The sequence below is a fragment of the Rickettsia sp. TH2014 genome (assembly GCF_019249195.1).
Classification (GTDB): domain Bacteria; phylum Pseudomonadota; class Alphaproteobacteria; order Rickettsiales; family Rickettsiaceae; genus Rickettsia; species Rickettsia felis.
This window is the reverse complement of the sequence record NZ_MXAX01000241.1, coordinates 1-5,395: the sequence shown is the minus strand read 5'-3', so window position 1 is coordinate 5,395 and position 5,395 is coordinate 1. Positions and strand designations below refer to the sequence as shown.

Sequence of the window (5,395 nt, the reverse complement as noted above, 5' to 3'; positions counted from 1 at the left end):
GGCGTAACTGCAATATGGAGGCATGACCTAGAACTGTAAGATATGGTTGGTTAAATCAGTATTTATTTGTTAATATACAAGAAGCACAGGATCTTGCAACTCAATGGCTTTGGTCTTATAATAACGAAAGACCTAATATGGTTATTGGCGGTATAACACCAATATAAAAATTAGCTCTCGCAACTTAACTCTCTACTCTCTATTGCGATGCAAAATGGGAGGATTACTAAACTATTTTTGCGGGGATTATTAGTTTTTATTTTGGGCAGCGTACTTTCAGCAAATTATGGAAATGTAAGACTTGAATTTTGAGTAGATAATTTTATATATTTAAATATATCAGCAATAAATGTAAAGGTAATTTTATGTTAAAGAGTGCAAAATTATATATTCCGTCTATAGCGGCTATTATTTTATCTAGTAATATTGCAATGGCTAATAATAATTATGACACCGGTCATGCGACGCCTTTGCGTCAAGTAGCGGATTTAATAGATAATCAAATTACAAATATTGATAATTTATTTAAAAATAGATTGCCGCTTTATGAATCCAATAGCATAAAAAGCAATTTTATTACTAAAGACAAGCAGTATATTATTATAATGGAAGTACCTGGGTTTGATAAAAGTCAAATTAAGGTTAAAGTGAACGGCAATAAATTATTTATTACAGGGAATATAGAAGCAAAAAATAAAGCTGATGATTCAGATAATTATATGAATAAAAATTTTAATTATGTAATATCATTATATGAAGATGTAGACCAGGCAAATATCTCTTCAAGCCTTAAGAATGGAATACTTACTATTATTCTACCTCGCATTGAGATTAAAGAGCAAGACGCAAGAGAGATAGTAATTGATTAATCAAGCATTGCTAAATATTAGCATTTAATTTTTCTGAAACAAAACCTTTCTCTATATAGCCCGGTAATTTTATTAGCTCCTGTTTTAGTTCATTATCTACTCCTGAGGCTTCAAATTTCCGATCAACTAAGAAATTATAGGTTTGGTGTTATGGGTGAAGAAAAAGTCAAAATTCGGTTTGTTATCAAAATACCTGTTAACACGGGGAAAATGATAAGCATGAGTAACAATTGCAATTTCGGCGTTACTTAAGTCGATATTACCGTGTTCATGTTCTTTATATAAAGTTTTAAATTGTCCGCCTGTATTAACCTGTCCTTCAGGTAATGTAAAAATATAAAAATTTTCTTTTGGATAATCGGTAATAATATTTTTATCGAGGGCTTCTTTTAGTAAGCTATTATCATAAGCTCCGCCATTAAACAAAATTATCGGTCCGTATTTTTGTAATTCTTCAGATGTTAGGCTAGATATTTGCTTATCAAGTTTTTTAGCTGTCACTTCTCTTGCAATCTCTATGCCAAGTCTCATCCTATTATAACCGTCTTCTTTATCTGCAGCTCCTATATTTTGAGCATCAGAATTAATCGGTATTTTTGTATAAGAATGTCTTGCCGATAAAACCCATACATATTTTATATTCTTATCTATCTCAGGATTTTCGGTTTCATAAATATTTTGTATTTCAGAGATAAAATTCTTGCGGATTTTTTCATTAGCAGGATCAAACTCTAGATTATTTAGATTGCTAATTATTTGCTCAAAATGTTTATCTTGAGAATATTTTTGGTAATTTTGAAACCCTAGAACCGAGACTATTCTTATAATAATTATAGAAATAGCTACGTTAAAATTTTTGCAGTTTTTCATATTGTGATAAAAATAATAAGGTTGAAATATGAAAAGGTCATATCACATCTTGACCATGATAGCAAAAAAATAACTTTTAGTAACCGGTATTACTATTTTCCGTCATTGCGAGGAAATTACAAAGTAATTATACATCCGCAATCTAGAAAAATAATGAAAAATACTAATAATATTAGTATTTTTAACTGGATTGCCGAGTCGATGCTATGCATCTCCTCGCAATGACGGAAAAATTGATCCATTGACTCCATGGAAATTCTCCAACAGCCTGTTGGAGAATTTGCACAGCAACCTACTGCGTAAATTTTACCTCCTACCACCCGCATTCATAGCAAGGCTTGCGGAGACGAATTCTTCAAGGTCACCGTCAAGTACGCCCTTAGTATCAGAAGTTTCATAATCAGTGCGTAAATCTTTCACCATTTGGTAAGGTTGCAACACATATGATCTGATTTGATGCCCCCAGCTATTATTGGTTTTAGCGGCGTTCTGTTCATTAACGCTGTCTGTACGTTTTTGCATTTCAAGCTCATAGAGTTTTGCCTGAAGCATTTTCATAGCTTGAGCTTTATTTTTATGCTGCGACCTATCGCTTTGACATTGAGTTACTGTATTTGTCGGTATATGGGTAATACGTACGGCTGAATCGGTAGTATTAACGTGCTGCCCGCCTGCGCCTGATGCTCTAAAAGTATCGATTCTTAAATCTTTATCCTCAATAGTAATTGCTATATTATCGTCAATTTCCGGATATACCCAGCTACTTGCAAAGCTAGTCATTCTTTTACCTGCCGCATTAAACGGAGAAATACGCACTAGCCTATGAACTCCCGCTTCAGTCTTAAACCAGCCGTAAGCCCGCTTGCCTATTATCCTAATCGTGCATGATTTAATGCCTGCTTCTTCGCCATTAATCATATTAATTATCTCGGTTTTAAAGCCGAGCCTTTCTGCAAAACGCAAATACATACGCATCATGATAGATGCCCAATCATGACTTTCAGTTCCTCCCGCGCCGGCATTAATCTCTAAAAAGCAATTATTACCGTCTGCTTCACCTGAAAATAAGCACTCAGTTTCAAATTTTGCAGCAATGACACTTAAATTTTTTAAGTCCTGTTCAATTTGTAAAAGTGTTTCTGAGTCGTTTTCGGCTTCAGCCATTTCTTCAAGTTCTAAAGCATCTTTTAAATCGGATTTGAGTTTATTAAAAGCATTTAGTTTTTCTTCTAGAATACTTTTTTCTCGCAGTAATTTTTGAGCATTAGCCTGATCGTTCCATAAACTCGGATCGGCTGTTAACTCTTCTAACTCTTTCAGTCTTTCAGTTAATGCTTCAACGTCAAAGTGACCTCCAAAGTAGTTCTAAAGACTGCTCAATTTTTTTTACGTAATTTTCTATTTCGGCTCTCATTATTTTTTTCTGTTATAAATTTTGGTTTTATTGTATATTATCGTGATTGTAGCCGTAATTGCAAGTGAGTACTGCCTGCGTCGTTCGTCATTGCGAGGAGCGAAGCGACGTGGCAATCTCATGAAATAATACTCCTGAGATTGCGCCGTCAATTACTAACGTAATTTCCTCGCAATGACGGGGATGACAAAATGCAAATTATATCACAATAATTATGAATAATCAAAAATATATACGGAACTTCTCAATAATCGCTCATATTGATCACGGTAAATCTACGTTAGCTGATAGGTTAATTGAGCACTGCGGCGGCTTGCAGGCTAGAGAAATGAGTCAGCAAGTGCTAGATTCGATGGATATCGAAAAAGAGAGAGGTATAACTATTAAGGCACAAACCGTGCGGCTTGTATATAAGGCTAAAGACGGTAATACTTACTACTTTAATTTGATGGACACTCCCGGGCATGTCGATTTTGCTTATGAGGTTAGTAGGTCGCTTGCTGCTTGTGAAGGGTCGTTATTAGTAGTTGATAGTACGCAAGGAGTAGAAGCCCAAACGCTTACCAATGTTTACCAAGCAATCGAGAATGATCATGAAATTGTACCGGTGCTTAATAAGATTGATCTGCTGGCATCAGAACCTGAGCAGGTGAAGCAGCAAATAGAGGATATAATCGGAATCGATGCAAGTGAAGCGGTATTGATTTCGGCAAAAAGCGGTATAGGAATTGATTTGGTTTTAGAGGCGATAGTAAATAAATTACCTCCGCCGAAAGAAAGTAAAACTGATATTTTAAAAGCTCTGCTTGTTGATAGTTGGTATGACCCATATCTCGGGGTGGTTATTTTAGTACGTATTATTGATGGAACTTTACGTAAGAATATGCGTATTAAAATGATGGCTACTAACTCAGTTTATACAGTTGAGAATGTCGGATATTTTACTCCAAAAAAACATATTTCGGATGTTTTACATGCAGGCGAAATCGGTTTCTTTACTGCTTCTATAAAACAAGTAGCGGATTGTAAAGTCGGAGATACTATAACTGATGAGAAGAAACCTTGCGAGCAAGCACTGCCTGGCTTTAAGTCGAACCTACCCGTAGTGTTTTGTGGGCTTTACCCAACAGATAGCGCAGAATTCGAGCATCTAAAGGATTCGCTTGCTAAATTACGCCTCAATGATGCTAGCTTTGAATATGAAATGGAAAGCTCGTCAGCACTTGGAGTAGGATTTAGGTGCGGTTTTTTAGGGTTGCTACATTTAGAGATAATCCAAGAACGTTTAAGTAGGGAATTCGATTTAGATTTAATCACTACCGCTCCAAGTGTTGTGTATAAAATCCATATGCGGGATGGCGAAAGCTTAGAGATTCATAACCCGGTAGATTTGCCTGATTTGCAAAAAATCGAATCGATGGAAGAACCTTGGATTAAGGCAACTATAATGGTACCTGATGAGTTTTTAGGTACAGTATTATCACTTTGTACAGAAAAAAGAGGTGTGCAGCTCGATCATAGCTATATAGCAAATAGAGCTAAAATAATTTATAAATTACCGCTAAATGAGATAGTTTACGATTTCTACGATCGTTTAAAAAGCTGTTCTAAAGGTTATGCAAGTTTTGAATGGCAAATGGATGTTTATGAACCTTCTGAACTTGTTAAGCTTGGGATTTTAGTTAACGCAGAGGCGGTTGATGCACTGTCCACAATCGTACACCGCTCACGTGCCGAGCAGAGGGGTAGGGCGTTATGCGTAAGGTTAAAGGATTTAATTCCTAGACAGCAGATTGATATAGCAATTCAAGCAAGTATCGGTAGCCGTATTATTGCTCGTGAGACTATTAAAGCCCTACGTAAAGATGTTTTATCTAAATGCTACGGTGGTGATATAAGCCGTAAACGTAAGCTTCTTGAGAAGCAAAAAGCAGGTAAAAAGAGAATGAGACAGTACGGTAATATCGAAATCCCGCAATCTGCTTTTATCGCAGCGTTGAAAATTGGGGATGAGTAAACTTTTTTATTTTATATCAAAAAAACGCTAGACGTTATAATAAAGATTTGTTATAAGAAGTTATCTAAAAATTTTTAGATAACTTCTATATTCCTCGGTAGCTCAGTGGTAGAGCAAACGGCTGTTAACCGTTCGGTCGCTGGTTCGAGTCCGGCCCGGGGAGCCATTCCTCAATTTTCGACAAATTTACGAATGAATTGTAGAAGTCAAGATTTAATCTTACAG

3 protein-coding genes, 1 tRNA gene and 2 pseudogenes are annotated in these 5,395 nt (G+C 35.7%); 4 read left to right on the top strand and 2 right to left on the bottom strand.

The window, feature by feature from the left end:
- Positions 1–29: 29 nt before the first annotated feature.
- Positions 30–167: pseudogene (locus KYQ89_RS04840) on the top strand (integrase core domain-containing protein); the annotation flags it as partial.
- 198 nt (positions 168–365) lie between these two features.
- Positions 366–869, top strand: coding sequence for an Hsp20/alpha crystallin family protein (locus tag KYQ89_RS04835; protein ID WP_218460647.1), 504 nt, complete (start codon positions 366–368; stop codon positions 867–869).
- A 248-nt stretch (positions 870–1,117) separates the two neighbouring features.
- Here KYQ89_RS04835 and KYQ89_RS08330 read toward each other — a convergent pair.
- Both KYQ89_RS08330 and prfB read right to left on the bottom strand, forming a co-directional pair.
- Positions 1,118–1,301, bottom strand: a pseudogene (locus tag KYQ89_RS08330) (hypothetical protein).
- A 744-nt stretch (positions 1,302–2,045) separates the two neighbouring features.
- A protein-coding gene (gene prfB / locus KYQ89_RS04825; RefSeq protein WP_218460646.1) for a peptide chain release factor 2 occupies positions 2,046–3,153 on the bottom strand; the annotation gives its coding sequence in 2 pieces (ribosomal slippage) (positions 2,046–3,083 and positions 3,085–3,153; 1,107 coding nt in all).
- A gap of 214 nt (positions 3,154–3,367) precedes the next feature.
- Between prfB and lepA the strand changes: the two genes are divergently transcribed.
- Positions 3,368–5,170 carry a translation elongation factor 4 gene (lepA, locus tag KYQ89_RS04820; protein WP_218460645.1) on the top strand — a complete coding sequence of 601 codons (1,803 nt, stop codon included), beginning with the start codon at positions 3,368–3,370 and terminating at the stop codon, positions 5,168–5,170.
- Positions 5,171–5,261: 91 nt separating this feature from the next.
- A tRNA-Asn gene (locus tag KYQ89_RS04815) sits at positions 5,262–5,336 on the top strand.
- Positions 5,337–5,395: the final 59 nt, after the last annotated feature.

Bases quoted from the DNA above. Each gene is read 5' to 3' on its own strand.
- KYQ89_RS04835 (WP_218460647.1), top strand. From the start codon at position 366: ATGTTAAAGAGTGCAAAATTATATATTCCGTCTATAGCGGCTATTATT.
- lepA (WP_218460645.1), top strand. From the start codon at position 3,368: ATGAATAATCAAAAATATATACGGAACTTCTCAATAATCGCTCATATT.